The sequence below is a fragment of the Pseudomonas sp. Q1-7 genome (assembly GCF_028010285.1).
Classification (GTDB): Bacteria; Pseudomonadota; Gammaproteobacteria; order Pseudomonadales; family Pseudomonadaceae; genus Metapseudomonas.
Genome location: NZ_CP116304.1, coordinates 5,090,267 through 5,107,179, shown reverse-complemented (window position 1 = coordinate 5,107,179; position 16,913 = coordinate 5,090,267). Strand labels below are relative to the sequence as shown.

General features: G+C 67.1%; 20 protein-coding genes and 1 tRNA gene. 11 read left to right on the top strand and 10 right to left on the bottom strand.

The genetic code is table 11. The features are described from left to right. The first annotated feature begins 9 nt into the window (after positions 1 to 9). The 6 genes from selA (at position 10) to PJW05_RS23665 (ending at position 5,773) form a co-directional block, all read left to right on the top strand. Positions 10 to 1,416 carry an L-seryl-tRNA(Sec) selenium transferase gene (gene selA / locus PJW05_RS23690; protein ID WP_271409374.1) on the top strand — a complete coding sequence of 469 codons (1,407 nt, stop codon included), beginning with the start codon at positions 10 to 12 and terminating at the stop codon, positions 1,414 to 1,416. Next, a complete protein-coding gene (gene selB, locus PJW05_RS23685) occupies positions 1,413 to 3,368 on the top strand; it encodes a selenocysteine-specific translation elongation factor (protein ID WP_271409373.1) in 1,956 nt (651 codons plus the stop codon). The genes selA and selB overlap by 4 nt, the downstream gene beginning before the upstream one ends. Before the next feature lie 116 nt (positions 3,369 to 3,484). Beyond that, the gene (locus tag PJW05_RS26645; protein ID WP_333908710.1) at positions 3,485 to 3,682 is read left to right on the top strand and encodes a tyrosine-type recombinase/integrase; all 198 of its coding nucleotides are present in this window, start codon (positions 3,485 to 3,487) and stop codon (positions 3,680 to 3,682) included. A 181-nt stretch (positions 3,683 to 3,863) separates the two neighbouring features. Next, positions 3,864 to 4,226, top strand: a complete 363-nt coding sequence (locus PJW05_RS23675) for a helix-turn-helix domain-containing protein (protein ID WP_271409372.1) — start codon at positions 3,864 to 3,866, stop codon at positions 4,224 to 4,226. Then, a complete protein-coding gene (locus tag PJW05_RS23670; protein ID WP_271409371.1) occupies positions 4,226 to 5,530 on the top strand; it encodes a HipA domain-containing protein in 1,305 nt (434 codons plus the stop codon). The genes PJW05_RS23675 and PJW05_RS23670 overlap by 1 nt, the downstream gene beginning before the upstream one ends. Positions 5,531 to 5,677: 147 nt before the next feature. Then, a tRNA-Sec gene (locus PJW05_RS23665) sits at positions 5,678 to 5,773 on the top strand. Positions 5,774 to 5,978: 205 nt separating this feature from the next. On the opposite strand, the gene PJW05_RS23660 is transcribed toward PJW05_RS23665, so the two are convergent. Continuing rightward, complete coding sequence (locus tag PJW05_RS23660) at positions 5,979 to 6,269, bottom strand: hypothetical protein (RefSeq protein WP_271409370.1); 291 nt, start codon at positions 6,267 to 6,269, stop codon at positions 5,979 to 5,981. Between the two features lie 200 nt (positions 6,270 to 6,469). On the opposite strand from PJW05_RS23660, the gene PJW05_RS23655 reads away from it, so the two are divergent. The 3 genes from PJW05_RS23655 to PJW05_RS23645 all read left to right on the top strand — a co-directional run bounded on the left by PJW05_RS23655 (position 6,470) and on the right by PJW05_RS23645 (position 7,891). Beyond that, positions 6,470 to 6,742: a DNA-binding protein gene (locus tag PJW05_RS23655; protein WP_271409369.1), complete on the top strand. Its 273-nt coding sequence runs from the start codon at positions 6,470 to 6,472 to the stop codon at positions 6,740 to 6,742. A gap of 285 nt (positions 6,743 to 7,027) precedes the next feature. Further along, entirely contained in the window at positions 7,028 to 7,312 is a 285-nt protein-coding gene (locus tag PJW05_RS23650; protein ID WP_271409368.1) for a hypothetical protein, read from the top strand. A 126-nt stretch (positions 7,313 to 7,438) separates the two neighbouring features. Further along, positions 7,439 to 7,891 (top strand): hypothetical protein, encoded by a 453-nt coding sequence (locus tag PJW05_RS23645; protein WP_271409367.1) that lies wholly within the window; start codon positions 7,439 to 7,441, stop codon positions 7,889 to 7,891. Between the two features lie 82 nt (positions 7,892 to 7,973). Here PJW05_RS23645 and PJW05_RS23640 read toward each other — a convergent pair whose 3' ends face one another. The 8 genes from PJW05_RS23640 to PJW05_RS23605 form a co-directional block, all read right to left on the bottom strand. Then, the gene (locus PJW05_RS23640) at positions 7,974 to 8,441 is read right to left on the bottom strand and encodes an aminoacyl-tRNA deacylase (protein ID WP_271409366.1); all 468 of its coding nucleotides are present in this window, start codon (positions 8,439 to 8,441) and stop codon (positions 7,974 to 7,976) included. Between the two features lie 161 nt (positions 8,442 to 8,602). Continuing rightward, complete coding sequence (locus tag PJW05_RS23635) at positions 8,603 to 9,106, bottom strand: GNAT family N-acetyltransferase (protein WP_271409365.1); 504 nt, start codon at positions 9,104 to 9,106, stop codon at positions 8,603 to 8,605. 12 nt (positions 9,107 to 9,118) lie between these two features. Next, a complete protein-coding gene (locus PJW05_RS23630; RefSeq protein WP_271409364.1) occupies positions 9,119 to 9,604 on the bottom strand; it encodes a GNAT family N-acetyltransferase in 486 nt (161 codons plus the stop codon). Positions 9,605 to 9,611: 7 nt separating this feature from the next. Further along, positions 9,612 to 10,169: a DUF4136 domain-containing protein gene (locus PJW05_RS23625; protein WP_271409363.1), complete on the bottom strand. Its 558-nt coding sequence runs from the start codon at positions 10,167 to 10,169 to the stop codon at positions 9,612 to 9,614. An 84-nt stretch (positions 10,170 to 10,253) separates the two neighbouring features. Next, positions 10,254 to 10,853, bottom strand: a complete 600-nt coding sequence (locus tag PJW05_RS23620) for a DUF4136 domain-containing protein (RefSeq protein ID WP_271409362.1) — start codon at positions 10,851 to 10,853, stop codon at positions 10,254 to 10,256. Positions 10,854 to 10,864: 11 nt separating this feature from the next. After that, positions 10,865 to 11,614 carry a methyltransferase domain-containing protein gene (locus PJW05_RS23615; protein WP_271409361.1) on the bottom strand — a complete coding sequence of 250 codons (750 nt, stop codon included), beginning with the start codon at positions 11,612 to 11,614 and terminating at the stop codon, positions 10,865 to 10,867. After that, the gene (locus PJW05_RS23610; protein ID WP_271409360.1) at positions 11,611 to 11,913 is read right to left on the bottom strand and encodes a MazG-like family protein; all 303 of its coding nucleotides are present in this window, start codon (positions 11,911 to 11,913) and stop codon (positions 11,611 to 11,613) included. Before PJW05_RS23610 ends, PJW05_RS23615 begins: the two co-directional genes overlap by 4 nt. 53 nt (positions 11,914 to 11,966) lie before the next feature. Further along, positions 11,967 to 12,821, bottom strand: a complete 855-nt coding sequence (locus PJW05_RS23605; protein ID WP_271409359.1) for a MaoC family dehydratase — start codon at positions 12,819 to 12,821, stop codon at positions 11,967 to 11,969. 170 nt (positions 12,822 to 12,991) lie between these two features. Between PJW05_RS23605 and PJW05_RS23600 the strand changes: the two genes are divergently transcribed. Then, positions 12,992 to 13,993, top strand: coding sequence for an AraC family transcriptional regulator (locus PJW05_RS23600; RefSeq protein WP_271412291.1), 1,002 nt, complete (start codon positions 12,992 to 12,994; stop codon positions 13,991 to 13,993). Between the two features lie 32 nt (positions 13,994 to 14,025). Here PJW05_RS23600 and PJW05_RS23595 read toward each other — a convergent pair whose 3' ends face one another. Further along, the gene (locus PJW05_RS23595) at positions 14,026 to 15,381 is read right to left on the bottom strand and encodes a 3-oxoacyl-ACP reductase (protein ID WP_271409358.1); all 1,356 of its coding nucleotides are present in this window, start codon (positions 15,379 to 15,381) and stop codon (positions 14,026 to 14,028) included. 163 nt (positions 15,382 to 15,544) lie between these two features. On the opposite strand from PJW05_RS23595, the gene PJW05_RS23590 reads away from it, so the two are divergent. Then, positions 15,545 to 16,822 carry an acetyl-CoA C-acetyltransferase gene (locus tag PJW05_RS23590; protein ID WP_271409357.1) on the top strand — a complete coding sequence of 426 codons (1,278 nt, stop codon included), beginning with the start codon at positions 15,545 to 15,547 and terminating at the stop codon, positions 16,820 to 16,822. The last annotated feature ends 91 nt before the right edge of the window (positions 16,823 to 16,913 follow it).

Here is a 16,913-nt window from a genome sequence, read left to right as displayed (position 1 = left end):
GGAACGCCCATGTCGGCCGCTCGATTGCCCTCCGTTGACCGCCTGCTGCGCAGCCCGGCCTGCGCCCCCCTGCAACAGCGCTACGGCCGCGAAGCCTTGCTCAAGACCCTGCGCGACCTGCTGGACGAACTGCGCGAACCCGCACGCCAGGGCCAACTGGCCGCCATCGAACTGACCGACGCGGTGCTTGCCGGCCGCGCCGGGGAACGCCTCGCTGTGGTCCACGCCAGCCGTGTGCGGCGCGTCTTCAACCTCACCGGCACCGTGCTGCACACCAACCTCGGCCGCGCCCTGTTGCCGGAAGAGGCCATCGACGCCATCGCCCTGGCCGCGCGCTATCCGCTCAACCTGGAATTCGACCTGGCCACTGGCAAGCGCGGCGACCGCGACGACCTCATCACCGGGCTCATCCGCGAGCTCACCGGCGCCGAGGCGGTCACCGTGGTCAACAACAACGCCGCCGCCGTGCTGCTGGCGCTGAACAGCCTGGGTGCGCGCAAGGAAGGCGTGATCAGCCGGGGCGAACTGATCGAGATCGGCGGCGCCTTCCGCATCCCCGACATCATGGCCCGTGCCGGCGTGAAGCTGGTGGAGGTGGGCACCACCAACCGCACCCACGCCAAGGACTACGAAGCGGCCATCAACCCGCGCACCGGCCTGCTGATGCGCGTGCACACCAGCAACTACAGCGTGCAGGGTTTCACCGCCAGCGTGCCCACCGCGCAGCTCGCGGGCATTGCCCACGGCCACGGCCTGCCCCTGCTGGAAGACCTCGGCAGCGGCACGCTGGTGGACCTCACCCGCTGGGGACTGCCCAAGGAACCCACGGTGCAGGAAGCCCTGCGCGATGGCGCCGATATCGTCACCTTCAGCGGCGACAAACTGCTGGGCGGCCCCCAGGCCGGGTTGATCCTCGGCAGCCAGGAACTCATCGGGCGCATCAAGAAGAACCCTCTCAAGCGCGCCCTGCGAGTGGACAAGCTGACCCTCGCCGCCCTCGAAGCGGTGCTCGGCCTCTACCGCGACCCGGAACGTCTGGCCGAGCGGCTCACCACCCTGCGGCTGCTGAGCCGCCCGCAGGCCGATATCCAGGCCCAGGCCGAACGCCTCGCGCCCATGCTCGCGGCGCAACTGGGCCCGGCCTGGCAGGTGGGCGCGGTGCCGGCCCTGGGCATGATCGGCAGCGGCGCGCAGCCGGTGGCCCGCTTGCCCGGCGCCGCGCTGTGCCTGCGCCCGCAGCAACCCAAGCGCCTGCGCGGCCGCGTCCTGCGCGAACTGGAAGAAAACCTGCGCACCCTGCCGATTCCGGTGATCGGCCGCCTCGACGACGACGCCCTCTGGCTCGACCTGCGCCAGCTCGACGACGAGCCGGCCTTCCTCGCCCAACTGCCGCAGCTCTCGGGAGTGCTCGAGTGATAGTCGGCACCGCGGGCCATATCGACCACGGCAAGACCGCCCTCCTCAAAGCCCTGACCGGCCAGGAGGGCGACCGTCGCCCGGCCGAGCGCGAGCGCGGCATCACCATCGACCTCGGCTACCTCCACGCCGACCTGGGTGACGGCCAGCCCACCGCCTTCATCGACGTGCCCGGCCACGAACGCTTCGTCCACAACATGCTGGCCGGCGCCTGCGGCATCGACCTGCTGCTGCTGGTGGTGGCCGCCGACGACGGCGTGATGCCGCAGACCCGCGAACACCTCGCCATTGCCGAACTACTGGGCATACGTCGCGCCCTGGTGGCCCTGACCAAGCTCGACCGGGTAGACGCCAAACGCGCCGAACGGGCGCGCGCGGAAGTCGCCGCGCTGTTGGCGCCCGGCCCGCTGGCGGGTGCCGAACTCTTTGCCGTGGACAGCTTGAGCGGCAAGGGCATCGACGACCTGCGCCAGGCGCTGCTGGCGGAATCCGCCCGCGTGGACCGGCGTAGCCTGGACGGTCATTTCCGCCTGCCCATCGACCGTGCCTTCAGCGTGGCGGGCGCGGGCGTGGTGGTCACCGGCACCACCTTCGCCGGGCGGGTGAGGGCCGGGGACGAACTGATCCTCGCCCCCTCCGGCCGGACCGTGCGCGTGCGCGGCCTGCATGCCCGCAACCAGCAGGTCGAGGAAGCCGGCGCCGGTCAGCGCGTGGCCCTCAACATCACCGGCGAGCGCCTGGCCCTGGAGCACATCCACCGAGGCGACTGGCTGCTCGCTCCCGCCCTGCTGGCGCCCACCACGCGCCTGGATATCGACCTGCGCCTGCTGCCCGGCGAGCCCCACGACCTGGCCCACTGGACCCCGGTACACGTCCACCTCGGCGCCCAGGACGTCACCGGCCGCGTGGCCCTGCTGGAAGGCGGCAGCCTGGCGCCCGGCCAGCGCGGCTTCGCCCAACTGCTGCTCAACGCCCACGCCCATGCGGTGCACGGCGACCGCCTGGTGCTACGCGACCAGTCCGCCCAACGCACCCTCGGTGGCGGCCGCGTGCTCGACCCCTTCGCCCCCGCGCGCAACCGCCGCACGCCGGAACGCCTGGCGCAGCTCGACGCCTTGCGTGGCAACAGCCTGGAAGCGGCCCTGCCGGTCTTGCTGCAAACGGCCCGCAACGGTCTCGACCCCCACCGGCTGGAGCGCCAGTTCAACCGCCCACGCGCTGGCTGGGCAGTCCCCGCGACGGCCGTGGAAGTCGCCACCCGCCTCGGCCCGCGACTCTTCGCCGCGGACACCTGGCAGGCGCTGACGCAGCAACTGCTGGACGGCCTCGCCCGCTTCCACGCCGAACTGCCCGACGAACTCGGCCCTGACCGCGACCGCCTGCGCCGCTACGCCCTGCCCGAACTGGAACGCCCGCTCTTCATCGCCCTGCTGGAGCAGCTGCTCGCCAGCGGCGCCCTTCAGGCCAGCGGCCCCTGGCTGCACCTGCCCGACCACCGCGTGCAACTGAGCGACGCCGACGAGGCCCTGGTCCAACGCATCTGGCCCATGCTGGAAAGCGGCCGCTTCGACCCACCCTGGGTACGCGACCTCGCCCGCGAACTGAAGGTGGACGAGAACGCCATGCGCCTGCTGGAACGCAAACTCGCCCGCCTGGGCCGACTGCACCAGGTGGTGAAAGACCTGTTCTACCCGGATACGACCATCCGCCAATTGGCCGCCTCGGCTCGGCACCTGCAGGATGAGCACGGCAGCATCAAAGCCGCCGCCTGGCGCGACCGCATCGCCATCGGCCGCAAACGCAGCATCCAACTGCTGGAATACTTCGACCGCATCGGCTTCACTCGCCGCATCGGCGACCAACGCAAGATCAGGGAAGACTCCGCTCTGGCCCAGGCGCCGGGAAACCAAGTCGAGGCGTCGCAGGTCGATCCCGATCGCCCTCGAACGTGAAGCCCGGATTTTTTGACCATTTCACCAAGCATGGGCTATTCAGCAACTGCCGAAACAGTGTCGACGATGCTGTGGAAACGTCCGGTTTAAAGCTACCTGCTGGCTAAAGGGCCCATGTGTTGCGGTATACCTTCGCCGCCCACTTCATAGCCAACGGGGGCAACATCCTGTCGCTGCAGAAGATCCTGGGGCACGCTTCGCTGAGCATGACCATGCGCTACGCGCACCTGGCGACAGGCCACTTCCAGGGTGTTCTGGAGTTCGGTCCCACCAGGGATTTTCGACAGTTCTTCGGCGCTCTTTCCCCGCACTGACTAGGAATCCTTACAATCATGAGGATTTTTCAAGTCAGGTCTATTTTGTGGCTATAATCCTCTCGTTCGTGAGGATTTCTGATGGAAAAGCCTTCTGATCGATTTAATCCCCACGACCATGTGGATTTCTCAGTCTGCTCAACATGGCTCGCCTTTTCCTTATGAGCGTGGGGATATTTCAATGAATGTACCTATCGACTCTCCCAAAGCCTTGGGCCACCTCATCCGGGCCTGCCGAAAGGCCATGGATATGCGCCAGGACGTGGCCGCTGGCGTAATTGGCGTGAGCGAAAACTTCCTCGGCAAGGTCGAGCGCGGCGGCGAAACCGTGCGGTGGGGCCTGCTCTTCCAGGTCATGCAGGAGTTGGGGCTGAAAGTGTCGGTGGAGGTGCCCGAAGAGATTGCTGGGGAGGCGAGTGCTCAGGTACTTCGCGCATTCAACAAGTCTGCGGCGGCGCATTCCGGCAAGATCAATCCTGAGTCCGATGAACTGGACCGCCTGCTGCACGCCATTGGAAAGTCCCTGAACGACAAGGCTCGCTGATGAATCGCCAACTCTACGTCTGGATCAACTTCGACCAGGTCGGTGTGTTGGCCGAGCGCAACGGCCTATGGACGTTCACCTACACCCAGGCGTGGCTGGATAAGCGTGATGCCTACGCCATCAGCCCGAGCTTGCCATTGAGGGCGGAACCCCAAGTTGATGGTGCAAGCGACCGTCCCGTTCAGTGGTTCTTCGACAACCTGCTCCCGGAAGAAGGGCAACGCCAGCTCATTGCCGCAAGTGCCGGCGTTGGCGTCGAGGATGCGTTTGGCATGCTCCAGCACTTTGGTGCCGAGTCGGCTGGGTCCATTACCTTGCTGTCTCCAGACCAAGTACCCGAGCCAGGTGAACTGAGGGCACTCTCGTTTGATGCGATGGCCGAGCGCATTCGGAAAATGCCTCAAATCCCCTTGGCCGAGCAGTCTTTCAAGAGGATGTCCCTGGCCGGGGCGCAACACAAAGTCGCACTCCGCGCTGAGGAAGGGCAGTTCCTGGAACCAGGCGGTAACGAACCGTCGACGCATATCCTCAAACCGGATCATCCGGGCGGCGACTTTGCCCATTCGGTGATCAACGAGTGGTTCGTGATGACGCTCGCCAGAAAGGTGGGCCTGCCCGTTCCGGCCGTGACCCGAAAATACATCCCCATGCCGGTCTACCTGGTCGAGCGTTTCGATAGGACCTTCACCGCGGCTGGATGGACGAGGCTTCACTGCCTGGACGCCTGCCAGGTGCTCAACCTGGATAGGACGGCCAAGTACCACGCGGGCAACGTCGGGCGCCTGCGTGAGTTGAGCGCGATGTGCCGCATTCCGGCCAGGGCCCGGCTGCAGCTCTTCCAATGGCTGACGTTCAACGTCCTGGTCGGCAATACCGATGCACACTTGAAAAACCTCAGCTTCCTCATGAGCCCTCGGGGGCTGGAGTTGGCACCCTTCTACGACCTGCTGAGCACCGCCGTCTGGACCACCAAAGCCTTCGACAAGGACTATTGGCCGGGCACCGTGACCATGGCCTGGCCCATAGCGGGTGAAGAGCGTTTGGAGCGCATGAGCCTGGATCTGCTGGTCGAGGCGGCCGGGATACTCGCGATCAAGCCGGCCACGGCGCGAACACAGGTCGTCCAGCTGGCTACAGCGGTACGTAAAGGTGCTGAGCAACTCATCGACCAGGTGCAGCGTGAAAACGACGAGATAGCCAGGCTGCAGCCCGAGGTCAGGCATGCATTCCCCGGGGAGATGAGGGCGCTGCGCTGCATCGAAAAGATCGTCATTGCTGAAATGTCGGGCAAACTACTGCCTTGAACCTGGGCACTCTGCGCTAAGCTCGCCTTGCGGCAGGCCGCATCCTGGGATGTTTTGTTGTATGGTCCGATAGGATTTTCGACAGTTCTTCGACACCTCCCCGCTTGCACAGCAGGTAGGCACGGAAAAAGCCTTATAGATCAACATGGAAGGCAAGCACGCCCGGTGGCGTGGCCGGGCTTCAAACCCGGTGGGGGACGGCAGCCGTTCCTGGGTGGGTTCGACTCCCACTGCCTTCCGCCAAACACGCGCGCCTCTCCCGCTTGGAGAGGGGCTGGGGAAGTCGGACGGCACACGCTGCCAGTCCCTCCCGCTCGTCCATCCATCCCCGGCCGGTGGTGGGAAAACGAAGACGGATTCTTTTGCTCCAGGGCTCAGGCATCGATAGCCCTTCCATCCCCCTTGCCTGACTTGGCCCCGCTGGTGGACCGGTAAAGCGTGGTCCACCCTACGCCTCGCAATCGCACGGCGCGGGCCTGAATCCACGAGCGCCATCCCGCCACCGCAGCGGATATAGCCGCCGGATATTGGTCCAGAACATCTCGTTGGGAAACGGCTCCAGTTCGTGCACATCCATCGTCAGGAAGTGCGGATGCTCATACACCCCGTCCAGCCGCAGCACCACGCCCAGGATATGCACGCACACCCAGAGCGGACGCGGATCGTCGTCCCAGACCAGTTCGACCATCGCGGTTCGGCCCAGCAGGGAAAGGGCGGTGGGGGTGTTGAAATCAGCCATGCTCGATTTCCTTTCAAGCCGTTCAGGGAGGGACGTCACCGTTGGACAGCGGCTTCTTGCGGACATGCAGAGCCCTTCCAGTTCCCTGCTGGTTCCGTCAGTATTCGGTCAACTCGTTCGATGCGTATTTATGGACTATTTCCATTTCGCATTATCCATGAATTCAGAGATATGGCAATAGTCCATAATGGTGCTTTTCAATGGCTGAAGGGATGGCCAATAGGGCGCTCCAGCTACTGGCGATGGCGAGCCTGAAAGACTTGGCTGAGGTCAACAGCAAGGACTATGTGCGTTGGCAGAGCATCAAGCGGGGCAAGGCACGCTTTGGAGCGGAGGAACTAGAGAAGTTGGGGAATCTCTATCCTCACTATCGGTGGTGGCTGATGACCGGCGAGGTCATGCCTGAAATTGGGCAAACGAGCCCGGACAGCGATGCACCGAGTTCAAACTCGGCAACCCCCAACACGGATTAACAACTGCTTTCGCACCCGGCCTTTCCCAGTCTTATCCGTAAGTTGCGTCGCCTTCTTAGTGTCGAGCCTGACATTTAGACGGACGGTCGCTCCGTTGGAGCCCGCGGCCCTTGCGGCCTTGCCTGGCGCTCCGCACTATTCCTGCAGTTTTTTCGCCGTGTCTGCGCTGAGCACGCGCAAGACTGGCGGTTCAGTTGACTAGGCTTTGCGACAGTGTTGGCGGCACCGCTCCATGGCAGCGCCTCTTAGAAGGCGCACCCGGCACAAGCGACCTTAGGAGTTGAAATGAGCATCCGATTCGCACTCGGCAGCGCGCTGGTACTCGTGGCGAGCGTGACCTTCGCCGCGACCCCGGCCAAGCCCAAGCAGGACAGCAACAACTATTACCTGAACTGGCAGGAGCGCGATGGCGCTATCGCCCTGGACACGGTCTGCAGCAAGAACGAGAAGGGCTCCAAGCAGTTCCGGAATTGCCAGCAGCATGCCCAGGTGATTTTCCGCAATTCCTGCACCCGCTCGAAGGACCCGGCCAGCAAGTGGTGCGTGGCGCAGCACCAGTACAAGCCCTGAGTGCGTTGCCGGCGCTTCCCCAGCCCGGCTTTCGCTGCCGCATCGACCGCTGGTAGCGCAACGCTCTATTCGCCGTGCCCGCGCCTATAGTGGGGAGTCGAACGCTTCCACGCGGGGAGGCCCGCAATGTATGCGGCACGGCTTCTGATCTTCTTCCTGCTCACCGTCGGCCTGGGCGGCTGCGCGGCTTCTGTGGGAACCCCGGACGACCAGCGGGTCGACGTCAGGCTGGCGGCCACGCAGCAGAATGCGGGGCGCATCGGCATGGCGACGCTGGTGCCGCGCGGGGACGAAACCGCCATTTCCCTGTTCGTCAGCGGTGTGCCGTCCGGCGTGACGCGGCCGGTCCATCTCTATACCTACATCTACCCGGGAACCTGCTCGGCGCCGGGCGCCACGCCGGCCTATGAGCTGAACCGCACGGTGAACACCTACCGCCACGTCGAGGGCGATGTCTGGCGCCTGTCGAAGTCCGCTCCCGTGCCACTGTCGACGTTGCGGGCGAGCGAGCATTCGCTGGTGCTGCGGACCAGCCCGGCGGATGGTGGGGTGGATGTGTTTTGCGGAGATATTCGCTAGCGGCGCGAGACGCGTCGGCCCTCGAGCCTGAACTGCCCCCGCTCCCTGAACAGGGAGCGGGGGCTTTTCCGTGGGGGTGGTTCTACTCGCAGAACCGTCCGCTTTTCGCTTCAGGAATCAGCGCCATGTATTGCTTGCCGCTCATGTGTACCAGTTCGTCGTGCCGACCGGATTCGAAGTAGATGTCCGATTGTTCGGTGAGGGACTGGTCGACCAGGGTGTCGAGACCGAAGAGATTGCCCACGGCGGGAATCGCGCCGGTTTCGCAGTCGGCGAAGCGCTTGCCGAAGTCGCGTTCGTGTACCAGGCGCCAGTGACGGTGGGTGAGTTTGTGGACCTTTTCCAGGTCGACATGGCGCGAGGCGGGCACCACGGCCATCAGCCAGTTGCCCTGGAAGTCGTCGAGGATCACCGGCTTGGCCATCTGTTGCGGTGGGATGCCGGCGCGGCGGGCGGCTTCGCGGGTGGTCATGGACTTGGCGTGGCTGAGCACGTCGAAGCGGGTTTTGTGTTGAGTCAGGCTGCTTTGCAGCTGGGTGATCATGGTCATGGGACACCTCCTGCCAGGCGCCGGCTTGTCGCTCCCGGTAAGCCGGCGAAGCCGGCACTCAAGGAGGAGCGTCCCGCTCCCCGCCCGGCACCGGCGCGCCGGTGCCATGTGGATAAGTTTAGTGACCGGTGCGAGCGGGGCGCCACGAGGCGCCGACCGGTTCACGGCAACTCGCGGCGCATGGCTACCCGGTTGCGCAGGCCGGCGCGGGTTTCGGCGATCAGCGCCTGGCGCAGGTGTTCGTCGCATGCCTCGGCGGCGACTACGCGGAATCCCAGCCGTTCATAGAAGGGACGGTTCCAGGGGAGATGGTCGAAGGTGGTGAGCGTGAGGGCCGCGAAGCCGGTCTCTTGCCCGTGCCGCCTCGCCGCTTCCAGCAGCGCGCGGCCCAGGCCTTGGCCGCCCTGTTCGGGGATGACGCTTACCTCGCAGATGTGCAGCGCTGCTCCGGCGGCTTCCGCCGCGAGGAAGCCGGCCGGGCTGGCGTCGGCTGCAACGGCCACCCAGAGCAGGCCGGTGGCCTGGGCGCGCTGCAGGCATGCCAGTGGCAGGGTGTCGCCGCGAAGCTGGGGCGGCAGGTCGTCGGGGCCGAAGCGCGCGGCGGCGCGCCGTTCGATGGCGGCCAGCAGCGGCAGTTCGTCCGGCTGGGCAGGGCGAATGGTCATGGCGGGCAGTGGTCAGTCCGTGAGGGGTTTGTCCAGTTGGACCAGGGCCACGCGGCGGCCGTCCGGGGCATGGCGTTCGACGATGGCGCGGGGCTGGTAGCCAAGGCGGGTATAGAGCAGCAGGCCGCCTGCGTTGGCGTTGAAGCAGGACACTTTCATCAGCCGGGCCTTGTACTGCTCGCGGGCCTGGCGCTCCATGGCTTCGATCAGGTAGCGGGCCACGCCCTGCCCGCGCGCCCAGAACGCCACCATCATGTTGCCGAGGGCGCAGAACTCGCCGTGCTGCCACTGGTAGAAGTTGGCGAAGCCGGCGACCTCGCCGTCCAGCAGGGCGACGGTGCTGCCACGCCGTTCGGCCATGGCGGCGGCGAGTTGGCCGACGGTCAGCGGCCAGCTCGCCTTGGGGTAGGCAAAGAAGAGTTCGTCCGCATCCTGGGGGAAGCGGACGACGTCGTGGAGGTCTTCGGCGAGAGCGGGGCGGTGGTTCAGGTCGGGCATCGGGACCTCAGTGCGGGGGGTATTGGGCGATCACCTTGGCGACCGTTTCGCGGATGGCGGCTTCCCGTTCGGCGGGGCTCGGCGGGGCGCTTTGCATGATCTGTTCGGCGCTGCCGCGCCAGACCAGCTTGCCGTCCTTGCTGTCGTACATGTCCACCTGGATGGTGGCGACCTTGTAGCTGTAGATGCGGGTTTCGGTGTAGGCCGGGCCGCCCCAGTAACCTCCCCAATAGCCGCCCCAGTGACCGCCGTAGTTGTAGCTGGTCTGCTGCTGGCGCTCGTCGACGATCAGCCAGGACTGGACGTTGAGGTCGGCCTGGCCGCTGGCGGCTGGGCGCAGGCCGCGCTGGTCGAGTTGCTGGCCGACGGCATCGCGGATGCGTTGTTCGGTGAGGTCGCTCTTGATGCGCGGATCGTCGGGGCTGTATTGCAGGGCGGGTTCCTTCCAGCTCCAGCTGCGGTAGGCGCCGAAATCGCGGCTGCTGTCGTAATCGCGATTGACGTTGTAGTTCTGGCAGGCGGCCAGGAGCAGGGCGGTGGAAAGGAGCAGCGTGCGGCGGATCATGATCGGATCTCCTCTGCCGGAATCGTTATCGAACCCCATGGCAGGGCGCTGGGCAAGGGGATTCTGGCAGCCGTGGGACGTGCTTCAATGCGGCGGGTAGCCGTCCAGCGCGTCCTTCATCGCGGCCCGCAGCGCGGCCACGCCGTCGGCGCGGTCGCCATTGGCGGAAGCTTCGCCGCTGCCGCTCCACACCAGCTGGTTGTCGCGGGCATCGAAGAATTGCAGGTAGACCACTGCCACCTGTTCCTCGTAGGTGCGCACGATGGGCACGCTGGCCCAGGCGCCGTACTGGTCGTGCCAGGGGCCGCTGCCGTAGTAGGCACCGCCGTAGTCGTCGTACTGCCGCAGGCGCTTTTCATAGCGCAGGCTGGCGCTGACCCTGAGGTCGGCCTGGCCAGGGGTGCGGGCCGGGCGCAGGCCGTGCTGGTCGAGGCCGGCATTGACCATGTCGGCCATCTGTTCGGGGGTCGCCCAGTTGTTGCCGGCGGGAAGCTGGCCGTCCAGCCAGGCCCAACTGCGGTAGCGGCCGAAGTCGCGGGGCGGGGCGGGATAGGCGCTGGCGTCGAACAGGCTGTCCACGCCCGGCGGCGCGGGCGGCACCGGGCGGGACTGGTACTGGTAGGGGTTGGGGCTCTGGCACGCGCCAAGCAGCAGCGCAGCGGCGAGCAGTGCGAGCAGTTTCATGAGGCCTCCTTTTACAGCGGCCGGCAGATCCAGTGCAGGTAGCGGCCCAGTCCCTGGTAGCTGGGATGGCGGCGGTAGGCGAGTTCCATTTCCAGCAGGTCCACCAGCTCGGCCTTGGCCTGGAACTCCTGGGGCATGTAGTCGTGGAACACGCGCACACCGCTCTGTTTTTCGACCCGCCAGTGTCCGTCGAGTTGCGCCGCCAGGTCGCGCGGATCGAGTGGCTGTTGCGGGGTCAGGCTTTGCCCTTCGCCGGCGAAGCGGTGTTTGCGCAGCTTGCGGAAATGGCCCTTGAGCAGGTTGCGGTAGATCAGCGCGTCCTTGTTGTAGAAGGCCAGGGACAACAGGCCGTCCTTCGCGGTGAGCTGGTGCAGCACGGGCAGGATCGCGTGCGGGTCGGCCAGCCATTCCAGCACGGCGTGGCAGAGCACCAGGTCGTAGGGTTCGGTGAGCTGGCCCAGCAGGTCCTGCCAGGGCGCCTGGATGAAGGTGGCGGCCTGGCCCGCGTCGGCGAAGCGCTGGCGGGCGCCTTCGAGCATGGGCTCGGCGGGTTCGGCGAGGGTCACCTGGTGGCCGCGCTGGGCCAGCCAGAGCGCCATGTGGCCGAGACCGGCGCCAACGTCCAGCACCCGCAGCGGGCGTTCAGGCAGGGCTTCGGCGAGGTCGGCCTGGAGCACCGCGAGGCGGATGGCGCCCTTGGCGCCGCCGTAGATCTTTTCGGCGAAGCGCGTCGCCAGTTCGTCGAAATGGCGGTCGCTCATGTGAAGCGCCTTTCGCTGTCGGCGAGCTTGGCGCGCACCACGGCATCCATGTCCAGGCCCAGCTCGGCGCAGAGCAGCAGCAGGTAGAGGATGATGTCGCCGACTTCCTGGCCAGCGTGGGCGAGCTTTTCCGGCGGCAACTGGCGCGACTGGTCTTCGCTGAGCCACTGGAAGATTTCCACCAGCTCGGCCATTTCCACGCTGGCGGCCATGGCCAGGTTCTTCGGGCTGTGGAATTGCCGCCAGTCGTTCCGGTCGCGGATGGCGTGCAGGCGGGTGGTGAGTTCGTCGAGGTTCATGGTGCTCTCCTTGAGCCGCCTATGGTCCCGCTGCGCTACCGCCCGCGCAAGGGTCAGGCGAGGGGGCGCCAGCTTCCGGCCATGTGCGGGGTGTCGCCCTTGCCGCGCAGGGCGAGCTGGCCCGAAGGCCCCGCCGCGCTGGCCAGCAGGGTGACTTCAGCGGGCAGCAGCATGGGTTTCTGGAAGCGCACCTCCACCTCGTAACCGGCGGCGGGCAGGTGGATCTCCAGGGTCGCCAGGCAGCGCGCCTTGTTCCACAGGCCGTGGGCGATGGCGCGGGGGAACCCGAACGCCCTGGCGCTGAGGGTCGACAGGTGGATGGGGTTGTAGTCACCGGCGACGCGGGCGTAGCGGCGGCCGATGTCGGCGGAGGCGTACCACTGGTCCAGGTGCGACAGGGGCAGGCTGTCCTCGCTGGCGCGCGGCGCGGGCTGGCCGGGCAGGTGCAGGCCGCGGAAGAGGATGCGGCTGTCGCCTTCCCAGACCAGGCCGAGCTGGTCTTCCAGGCGGGTGATCAGGCTGAAGGTGGCGCCTTTTTCATGGGGTTGCAGGTCGGCCACCTGCACGCTCGCGGTGAAGGGGCCGAGGCCGCCCAGGGCGCGAAACGCGCGGATACGGTTCTCCAGATGCACCAGGCCCAGCAGCGGAAAGGGGAAGCGCGGGTCGGTGAGCAGGCGCATCTGCAGCGGGAAGGCGAGGATGTGGGGATAGGTCGCCGGCAGCAGGCCCTTGTCGCTGAACCCGCAGACGGCCCGGTAGCGCGCCAGGTGGCCGGGGTCGATCGTCACCGGGCAGCGTACCCCCAGTTCGGGCAGCGCCTGGCCGCGCATGCCGCGACGCACGGCGGCGCGGGCGAACAGGCCGGGGAGGGCGGGGGGAGCGGGCAGGTCGAGCCAGTCGATGGCCATGGGGCAGTCTCCTTGAGGCGAATGGGGCTCAGCATAGCCAGTGGCGGCGGAGCGGCATTGGCCGACGGTTTGCAGCCTGCGGCAGGGCAGTCAATCGCGGCCTTGAGCCCTGGGGAAGAAGCCGCATAAGATGGCCGCGCCTCGCAGACAATAAGAACTCTCCCAAAATGATGCGTGATCTGACCGACGATGTGGCGCTGCTGCGCCCGGTGATCGACGCCCTGCGTGCCAGCGGCACCGACCCGGACAAGGTCCTGGAGCGTGTGGGCCTGCCGCCTGGCGGGTTGCCCGCAGGTCGTTTCCCCCATGCTGCGCAAACCCAGTTCTGGAAGGCCGCTGCCGACGCATGCGGCGAAGAGCATGTCGGCCTTCACCTGGCCAGCCATCTGCCGGCGTTCCACGGCCTGCTGCTGGAATACCTGTTCCTTTCCAGCGGCACCTTCGGCGAGGGGCTGCGCCACGCCCTGCGTTACGTGCGCCTGCTCTCCGACACCCTGAGCGCCCGGCTGGAAGTAGAGGACGACCGCGCCGTGCTTTCCCTCGGCCAGAACGCGGGCAGCAACCGGCATTTTCCGGAAATGCTCGCCGGGGCGGTGATCCGCCTGTTCCACGCCCTGACCGAGGGCCAGTTCAAACCCCATGAAGTGCAGCTGATGCACACCGAAGGCGCGCCCGCCGAGCGCTACCGGGCGGTCTACGGCTGCCCGGCGACGCTGGGCGCCGATCGCTATGCGCTGATCTTCGCGGCCGATGTGCTGGACCGGCCCTCGCGCCACGCCGCCCCGGACCTGCTGCGCATGCACGAGTCCCTGGCCCGTCGCCAGTTGGCGGAAGTGGAGCGGCTGGACCTGGTGCACCAGGTGCGCGAGCTGATCGGCGAGCTGCTGGTGAACGGCGGCGCCACCCTGGAGCAGGTGGCCGCGCGCCTGAACATGCCGGCCCGCCGCCTGCGCGAGCGCCTGACCCTGGCCGGGGTGCGCTTCAACGACCTGGTCACCGACTACCGCTGCCGGTTGGCCAAGGAACTGCTGCTGAAGACCGACGAGCGCATCGAGGTGATCGTCGAGCGCACCGGTTTCTCCGAGCCGAGCACCTTCTACCGCGCCTTCAAGCGCTGGGTCGGCGAGACGCCGGTGGAATTCCGGCGCAGGGGCAAGGGCGAAAGCGCCTGAGGGGCGTTCTCTGTGCCCGCGTTGATCGAGGCTCAAGCCCCCAGCAGGCTTTGCCCGCACACCCGCATCACCTGCCCGGTGAGGGCGCCGGAGCCGGCCTGGGCGAACCAGGCCACGGCTTCGGCCACGTCCTGCGGCAGGCCGCCCTGGTTCATGGCGTTCATGCGCCGGCCGGCCTCACGGAGGGTGAGCGGAATCGCGGCGGTCATCTGGGTTTCGATGAAACCCGGCGCCACGGCGTTGATGCTGATGCCGCGCTTGGCCAGGACCGGCGCCCAGTTCTGCGCCAGGCCGATCACCCCCGCCTTGCTCACCGCATAGTTGGTCTGGCCCATGTTGCCGGCGATGCCGCTGATGGAGGCGATCAGCACCACGCGGCCGTTGTCGTGCAGCTTGCCGGCGTCCAGCAGGGCCTGGGTCAGCACCTGCGGGGCGCGCAGGTTGACGTCGATCACCGCGTTCCAGAAGTCGTCGCTCATCTTGGCGAGGGTCTTGTCGCGGGTGATGCCGGCGTTGTGCACCAGGATATCCACGCCTTCCGGCAGTGCGTCCAGCAGTTGGTCGGCGGCGTCGGCGGCGGTGATGTCCATGGCCACGCCACGGCCGCCCAAGCGCGCGGCCAGGCCGTCGAGCGCGTCCTTCGCCTGGGGCACGTCCAGCAGGACCACGTCGGCGCCGTCGCGGGCCAGGGTTTCGGCGATGGCGGCGCCTATGCCGCGAGAGGCGCCGGTGACCAGGGCGCGCTTGCCGGCCAGCGGCCGGGTCCAGTCCTGTACCTTCTCAGCGCAGGCCGCCAGGCGCAGTACCTGGCCGGAAACGTAGGCGCTCTTCGGCGAGAGGAAGAAGCGCAGGGCGCCTTCCAGTTGGTCTTCGGCGCCCTTGCCGACGTAGATCAGTTGCACGGCGCCGCCCCGGCGGATTTCCTTGCCGAGGCTGCGGGTGAAGCCTTCCAGGGAGCGCTGCACGCTGGCCGCCACCAGGTCCTTGGTGGATTCCGGGGCGCGGGCCAGCACCACCACCTTCGGGCACTGGCCCAGGCCCTTCAGGGCCGGCTGGAAGAAATCGCGCAGCTCGATCAGTTGCTCAAAGCGGGTCAGCGCGCTGGCGTCGTAGATCAGCGCCTTGAGCTTCGGGCCGTGCTCGGCGGTCCAGCGTGGCAGGCCGAAGCGGCCTTCGGCGTCGGCGAACTGCTGGTCGGTCAGCTTGTTCAGCACGGCGCTGGCAGCTTCGGCCAGGGCGCCGCCACCACCGATCAGCAGTGCGCCGTCCACCGGCCGTGCGCGTCCCGCCATCCAGCGCTCCAGGCGTACCGGCGCCGGCAGGCCGAGGGCGCCCACCAGGCGCCGGCCGGCGTTGGAGTTGGCAAAGGCGAGGTAACGGTCGTTCATGGGCTGGCGCTCCTGCTGACAATCGAAAGTGGGCCCACTCTACGCAGACCGGCGTTGCGCGCAATTGACCGCGCTGACCCGCCGGACGGCGAGGCGGCCAATCCAGGCGTCTAGTCTTGTAGCCGACACTGCATCCCGCAAACCCCCATCGCAAGGAGTCATCATGGCCCAGCTTCGCCGGGTCGCCATCGTCGGCGGCAACCGCATCCCCTTCGCCCGCTCCAATACCGTCTACGCCACGGCGAGCAACCAGGACATGCTGACCAGCGCCCTGGAAGGGCTGGTGGAGCGCTTCAACCTCCACGGCGTGCGTGTGGGGGAGTTCGCCGCCGGGGCGGTGCTCAAGCATTCGCGGGACTTCAACCTGGCCCGCGAATGCGTGCTGGGTTCGCGCCTGGCGCCGGAAACCCCGGCCTACGACATCCAGCAGGCCTGCGGCACCGGTCTGGAGGCGGCGATCCTGGTGGCCAACAAGATTGCCCTCGGGCAGATCGACTGCGGCATCGCCGGCGGCGTGGACACCACCTCCGACGCGCCCATCGGGGTCAACGAAGGCCTGCGCAAGATTCTTCTCGAAGCCAACCGCGCCAAGTCCACCGGCGACAAGATCAAGGCCCTGCTGCAGGTGCGCCCGCGCCACTTGGCGCCGCATATCCCGCGCAATGGCGAGCCGCGCACCGGGCTGTCCATGGGCGAGCATTGCGAGCTGATGGCGCAGACCTGGGCCATCCCCCGTGACGCGCAGGATCAGTTGGCCGTCGCCAGCCACCAGAAGCTGGCGGCGGCCTATGCCGAGGGCTGGCACAACGACCTGATGACTCCCTTTCGCGGCCTGACCCGCGACCAGAACCTGCGCCCGGATATCAACGCCGAAAAGCTGGCGACCTTGAAGCCCGTGTTCGAGCGCGGTGCGCGCGGCACCCTCACGGCGGCCAACTCCACGCCGCTCACCGACGGCGCCTCGGTGGTGCTGTTGGCCAGCGAGGAGTGGGCCAAGGCGCGCGGGCTGCCGGTCCTCGCCTATTTTCGCGACGGCGAAGCGGCGGCGGTGGATTTCGTCAGCGGCGAGGAAGGCCTGCTGATGGCGCCGGTCTACGCCGTGCCGCGCCTGCTGGCGCGCAACAACCTGAGCCTGCAGGACTTCGACTTCTACGAAATTCACGAAGCCTTCGCCGCCCAGGTGCTCTGCACCCTCAAGGCCTGGGAGGACGCCGATTACTGCAAGACTCGCCTCGGCCTGGACAAGCCCCTGGGGGCCATCGAGCGCAGCCGGATGAACGTCAAGGGCAGTTCCCTGGCGGCTGGGCATCCCTTCGCCGCCACGGGCGGGCGCATCGTCGCCAACCTCGCCAAGCTGCTTTCCGTGGCCGGCGAGGGACGCGGGCTGATCTCGATCTGTGCCGCCGGCGGCCAGGGTGTGACCGCGATCCTCGAACGGTAATCCAATACCTGTGGCGTCAAGTCATCGGCGCCACGCGATGTAAGCAACTCCGTGATTTAGGGCGGCCCGCAGTGTCGGAGCCGCCCTTTTT

Excerpts from the sequence above, each read along its gene's own strand:
- selA (WP_271409374.1), top strand. The coding sequence starts at position 10 with ATGTCGGCCGCTCGATTGCCCTCCGTTGACCGCCTGCTGCGCAGCCCG.
- PJW05_RS23675 (WP_271409372.1), top strand. The coding sequence starts at position 3,864 with ATGAATGTACCTATCGACTCTCCCAAAGCCTTGGGCCACCTCATCCGG.
- PJW05_RS23670 (WP_271409371.1), top strand. The coding sequence starts at position 4,226 with ATGAATCGCCAACTCTACGTCTGGATCAACTTCGACCAGGTCGGTGTG.
- PJW05_RS23660 (WP_271409370.1), bottom strand. The coding sequence starts at position 6,269 with ATGGCTGATTTCAACACCCCCACCGCCCTTTCCCTGCTGGGCCGAACC.
- PJW05_RS23655 (WP_271409369.1), top strand. The coding sequence starts at position 6,470 with ATGGCTGAAGGGATGGCCAATAGGGCGCTCCAGCTACTGGCGATGGCG.
- PJW05_RS23650 (WP_271409368.1), top strand. The coding sequence starts at position 7,028 with ATGAGCATCCGATTCGCACTCGGCAGCGCGCTGGTACTCGTGGCGAGC.
- PJW05_RS23645 (WP_271409367.1), top strand. The coding sequence starts at position 7,439 with ATGTATGCGGCACGGCTTCTGATCTTCTTCCTGCTCACCGTCGGCCTG.
- PJW05_RS23640 (WP_271409366.1), bottom strand. The coding sequence starts at position 8,441 with ATGACCATGATCACCCAGCTGCAAAGCAGCCTGACTCAACACAAAACC.
- PJW05_RS23635 (WP_271409365.1), bottom strand. The coding sequence starts at position 9,106 with ATGACCATTCGCCCTGCCCAGCCGGACGAACTGCCGCTGCTGGCCGCC.
- PJW05_RS23630 (WP_271409364.1), bottom strand. The coding sequence starts at position 9,604 with ATGCCCGACCTGAACCACCGCCCCGCTCTCGCCGAAGACCTCCACGAC.
- PJW05_RS23625 (WP_271409363.1), bottom strand. The coding sequence starts at position 10,169 with ATGATCCGCCGCACGCTGCTCCTTTCCACCGCCCTGCTCCTGGCCGCC.
- PJW05_RS23620 (WP_271409362.1), bottom strand. The coding sequence starts at position 10,853 with ATGAAACTGCTCGCACTGCTCGCCGCTGCGCTGCTGCTTGGCGCGTGC.
- PJW05_RS23615 (WP_271409361.1), bottom strand. The coding sequence starts at position 11,614 with ATGAGCGACCGCCATTTCGACGAACTGGCGACGCGCTTCGCCGAAAAG.
- PJW05_RS23610 (WP_271409360.1), bottom strand. The coding sequence starts at position 11,913 with ATGAACCTCGACGAACTCACCACCCGCCTGCACGCCATCCGCGACCGG.
- PJW05_RS23605 (WP_271409359.1), bottom strand. The coding sequence starts at position 12,821 with ATGGCCATCGACTGGCTCGACCTGCCCGCTCCCCCCGCCCTCCCCGGC.
- PJW05_RS23600 (WP_271412291.1), top strand. The coding sequence starts at position 12,992 with ATGCGTGATCTGACCGACGATGTGGCGCTGCTGCGCCCGGTGATCGAC.
- PJW05_RS23595 (WP_271409358.1), bottom strand. The coding sequence starts at position 15,381 with ATGAACGACCGTTACCTCGCCTTTGCCAACTCCAACGCCGGCCGGCGC.
- PJW05_RS23590 (WP_271409357.1), top strand. The coding sequence starts at position 15,545 with ATGGCCCAGCTTCGCCGGGTCGCCATCGTCGGCGGCAACCGCATCCCC.